Source organism: Bifidobacterium sp. POST2/T3 (B1), assembly GCF_058197115.1.
Genome location: NZ_JBVPQK010000221.1, coordinates 1 through 4,473 on the forward strand (window position 1 = coordinate 1; position 4,473 = coordinate 4,473).

6 protein-coding genes are annotated in these 4,473 nt (G+C 59.7%); all 6 read left to right on the plus strand.

Annotation, left to right across the window (positions count from 1 at the left end; all coding sequences use genetic code 11):
- The first annotated feature begins 57 nt into the window (after positions 1-57).
- The gene (nucS, locus tag AC0AP0_RS09380) at positions 58-861 is read left to right on the plus strand and encodes an endonuclease NucS (protein ID WP_110425814.1); all 804 of its coding nucleotides are present in this window, start codon (positions 58-60) and stop codon (positions 859-861) included.
- Positions 862-1,086: 225 nt separating this feature from the next.
- A complete protein-coding gene (gene nrdH / locus AC0AP0_RS09385) occupies positions 1,087-1,329 on the plus strand; it encodes a glutaredoxin-like protein NrdH (protein WP_046323381.1) in 243 nt (80 codons plus the stop codon).
- 494 nt (positions 1,330-1,823) lie between these two features.
- Positions 1,824-2,477, plus strand: coding sequence for an amino acid ABC transporter permease (locus AC0AP0_RS09390; protein WP_046323380.1), 654 nt, complete (start codon positions 1,824-1,826; stop codon positions 2,475-2,477).
- Positions 2,464-3,138, plus strand: coding sequence for an amino acid ABC transporter permease (locus AC0AP0_RS09395; RefSeq protein WP_121912962.1), 675 nt, complete (start codon positions 2,464-2,466; stop codon positions 3,136-3,138). Before AC0AP0_RS09390 ends, AC0AP0_RS09395 begins: the two co-directional genes overlap by 14 nt.
- A complete protein-coding gene (locus AC0AP0_RS09400) occupies positions 3,131-4,003 on the plus strand; it encodes an amino acid ABC transporter ATP-binding protein (RefSeq protein WP_490430271.1) in 873 nt (290 codons plus the stop codon). The genes AC0AP0_RS09395 and AC0AP0_RS09400 overlap by 8 nt, the downstream gene beginning before the upstream one ends.
- An 86-nt stretch (positions 4,004-4,089) precedes the next feature.
- The coding region (locus AC0AP0_RS09405) for a transporter substrate-binding domain-containing protein (RefSeq protein WP_490430272.1) at positions 4,090-4,473 on the plus strand (384 nt) is incomplete at its 3' end.

Sequence of the window (4,473 nt, forward strand, 5' to 3'; positions counted from 1 at the left end):
TTGCATCGGCCGGGCTTTTCTTTTCCGCCCGGAGCAGCGACTGATATATTGGCACCTGTGCGAATCATTGTTGCCGACTGCTCCGCCGAATACTCCGGGCGTCTCAATGCCAGCCTGCCGCCGGCCAGACGTGTCCTGCTGATCAAGGCCGACATGAGCTGCCTGATTTTCTCGGAGCTGGGCTCCTACAAGCCCCTGAACTGGATGTGCGCCCCCTGCACCATCAGGGAGATCGAACCCGAGGAGGCGAGCCAGGACGGCGCGGGCGTCAAGGCTGATTCCGTGACTGGAAGCGGGTCGGAGGAGGTGGCTGAAGCAGCCGCGCCCGATGCGCTGATTGCCCAGGAGCAGGATCAGGACCAGACTCGGCCCGTACGCAAGGTTCTGCGCGTTTCAGCCGTGAAGTCCAGTGATGTGCTCACCATCAGGCTCTACCAGGTGTATGCCGACGACAGCTATGACCTAGGGACGGATCCGGGATTGGTCAAGGACGGTGTGGAAGCGCATCTGCAGCGTTATCTGGCCGAACAGATCGACCGCATCGGCCCAGGAGCCACTCTGGTGCGCCGGGAGTACCCCACGCCCATCGGCCCGGTGGACATCATGGCCGTCGACGGCCAGGGGCGGCATGTGGCCATTGAGATCAAGCGGCACGGCGGCATTGACGGGGTAGAGCAGCTGACCCGCTATTGCCGCCTGCTCAACCGCGACCCTCTGCTGGCCCCTGTCCGCGGGATCTTCGCTGCCCAGACCATCACCCCCCAGGCCAGGGTCCTTGCTGAGGACAGGGGATTCGAGTGCCTGATCCTGGACTACGAGGCCATGAAGGGCGCCGATAGCGACGAACTGACCCTCTTCTGAGGCAGTTTTGCGTCTCACATAGTCAATATGTCATGCAGCTCACATAGATTCCTCCTGGCTCTGCAAGGGCAGAAAAGCTACTAGATATTGGGGTTTGTGGACTGACACGCCACTACAGGTGGTATTGTGCTCGCGCCTTGGATTGTGTAGAGTGCAATCATCAGGTTCCGAGCAGAGGGATATTGAGCTTGGAATGTCACGGCAACATTTAAGGGAGAGGCGATCATGTCCATCACGGTCTACACCAAGGCGCACTGTCCCCAGTGTGATGCCACCAAGCGTCAGTTGACCAAGCAGGGGCTGGAGTTCGAGCAGGTGGATTTGACCGAAGATCAGACCTTGATCGACCAGTTCATCGCCCAGGGATTCAAGCAGACCCCTATCGTAGTCACTGACCAGGAGACGTGGAGCGGGTATCGCCCCGATCTGATCAGGAAGATAGCACAGAGCGCCAAGGTCTTCGCCTGATCAAAGCACTCGGAGCCCGGTTCACGAATATGTGGACCGGGCTTTTTTGATAGTTTGGCGAGCAGTCCGTTCAGTGAAAATTACCTTGTACGCCTACTTGGTTAGTAGATGCTGGGTAGGCGAGTAATTGGCTGATTATTGTTCTGCAAGTGCTCAATGAGTTGGCCTTGTTTGATTTGGCACTGTTCGGTTGATAGGTATTGCAATGACAGAGCGATCATCTGTCGTCTGTGGAGTGCAACGGTCGATCAGCCTTTGCGGGCTAAGGCCATCTCATTCCTGCCGTTCGGCTGCGGCATGGATACGAATCACCGTTCAGGTTGCTGTGAGAGCGGATGATAACGCGGTATCCGGTATTCGTATATCGAAAAGCAAAGGAAAACGGTTCGTCTTCTCTAGGATTGGCGACTATATGCCGCAGTCGGCGGGAAGCGAGCGGAAAGCAGTGAAGAGGAGACGATGAACAGGACTCAAGCGAGTAGGGAGGTGAGGGCATGAATTGGACTTTTATGGCGCAGAATCTGCACTTCTTCGTCAATGCAGCCTATGTCACGGTCTTCATCTCCTTCTTTGGCGTGGTGTTTTCCATGCTGATCGGGCTGGTCTGCGCCGGGCTGGAGGTCTTCAGGGTCCCTCTGCTCTCGCAGGTGGCCAGGATATACATCGAACTGTCGAGAAACACCCCGCTCCTGGTTCAGCTCTACTTCCTCTACTTCGGGTTGCCCAAGCTCGGGGTCAATTGGAGCGCCCAGACCTGCGCCATAGTCGGGCTGGCCTTCCTGGGCGGCTCCTATATGGCCGAAGCCATGCGTGGGGGACTGGAGGCGGTGCCTCGAGTGCAGATCGAGTCAGCCCGCGTCCTGGGATTCACCCGAGGCCAGACCCTGTCCAGGATTGTGCTGCCCCAGGCCTTGAGCAGCGCCATACCGGGCGTGGTGGCCAACATCATCTTCCTGATCAAGGAATCATCGGTGGTCTCGGCCATCGCTTTGGCCGATGTCATGTATGTCACCAAGGATCTGATGGGTACCTCATACGACACCTACGAGTCGTTGACCCTGCTTATCGTCACCTATCTGGTCATACTGCTGCCTATCTCCGTCATCGGAACAATTCTTGAGCGGAGGTTCGACTATGCACGGCGTTGAGGTGCTCTTCCAGCCAGGGGTCATGCCCAGGCTCTTCCAGGGGCTCTGGGTGACCGTTTGGATAGCCGGCGTCTCGGTTCTACTCTCCCTGCCCTTGGGGTTGGTGGTCGGATGGCTGATGACCCTGCGCAACCCCCTGATTCGCTTCCTGATGAGGGTCTATCTGGACTTCATCCGCATCATGCCCCAGCTGGCCCTGCTCTTCATCGCCTTCTATGGGCTGTCCAGGGCATGGAACCTGAATCTTGACGCCACCGGTGCCTGCCTGCTGGTCTTTGTGCTTTGGGGCGGGGCCGAGCTGGGCGATCTGGTCCGCGGGGCCCTGGAGTCCATTCCCCGTACCCAGGTGGAGTCGGCCTACGTGCTGGGGCTGGGATCATGGCAGACATTCTCCCGGATCATCCTTCCGCAGGCCCTGCGCCGACTGTTGCCGGCCAGTGTCAACCTGGCCACCAGGATCGTCAAGACCACCTCTCTGGCTGCCCTGCTGGGCGTCATTGAGGTCATCAAGGTCGGCCAGCAGATCATCGATGCCAACCGATTCGCTTATCCTCAAGCGACCTTGTGGATCTACGGGGTGATCTTCTTCATGTATTTCTTCATCTGCTGGCCCCTGTCTCTGGCAGCCCGGCATCTGGAAAAGAGGTGGGCCCATGACTGAGGGGCAAACGACGGCGAACCAGCCACAGGATGACCAGGAGGAACGGGCGGTGCTGACCGTGGAGCATCTGGTCAAGCAGTATCCGCAGGCGCAGAGCCCTGTGCTCAATGACATCTCATTCCAGGTGCCCAAGGGGAAGGTCTTTGTGGTCCTGGGCCCCTCAGGCTCAGGCAAGTCCACCTTGCTGCGGACCATAGCAGGGCTGGAGCCCATACAGGGCGGCCGCATTCTTCTGGACGATCAGGTGGTGGAGACCGGCCACCCCCTGGGCAAGCGCAGCGGAGGTCCTGGCGGCCTTATGTCGGGCAGTCGCAGCTCCGACTTGCGTACCAGGATCGGCATGGTCTTTCAGAGCTACGATCTTTTTCCCAATAGGACCGTTCTGGATAACGTGACCTTGGCGCCCGTCTTGGTCCAGAAGCGCAAGCGGGACCAGGCACGTCAGGAGGCTCTGGAATTGCTGGACCGGGTAGGTCTGGCCGACCGCCGTGATGCCTGGCCCAGCCAGCTTTCGGGCGGCCAGCGGCAGAGGGTGGCCATCTGCCGGGCGCTGATTCTCCATCCCGAGATCATGCTCTTCGATGAGGTGACGGCTGCTCTGGATCCTGAGATGGTACGCGAGGTCCTCCAGGTCATTCTGGAACTGGCCGACCAGGGGCTGACCATGATGATCGTCACCCACGAGATGGCTTTCGCCAGGGGCATCGCCGACCACATCGTCCTCCTGGATGGAGGCTCACTGGTTGAACAGTCCGACGATCCGGAGGCCTTCTTCACTCACCCGGCCAGTGACCGGGCGCAACGCTTCCTGTCCACCTTCACCTATGAGCGCAGGCGGGATCAGGCCCAGGATCAGGAGTCCTGATGAGGACTCCGTATATTCGTCCGGTGGTATTCGCCGGAACCGCCTCCAGGGGCGGCCATTGGAAAGATAAGAGGAAAAGAGGGATCATGACCGCAAGGGTAGTGAACCGATTGATACGGGCGACGCTGGCCACGGGGGCGACGATCGCGATGATGGCTTCCATGGCTGCCTGCGGCCCTTCGGCGGCCGCCCCCAGTGACGCTGGAAGCGGCTCAGCAAGCAGCTCCGGCTCCTCGGCAGCATCCGGGTCTGCACGCACCCCGGAGCAGATCACCAAGTCCGGAAAACTCAAGGTGGCGGTCTTCACTGACAAGGCCCCCTTCGGCTACGTGGATAAGGACGGCAAGAACCAGGGCTACGATGTGGTCCTGGCCGAGCGCCTGGCCAAGGATCTGGGCGTCAAGCCCGAATACACCTCGGTGGACCCGGCCGCCCGTGTGGATGTGCTGTCCAGCAACAAGGTGGACGTG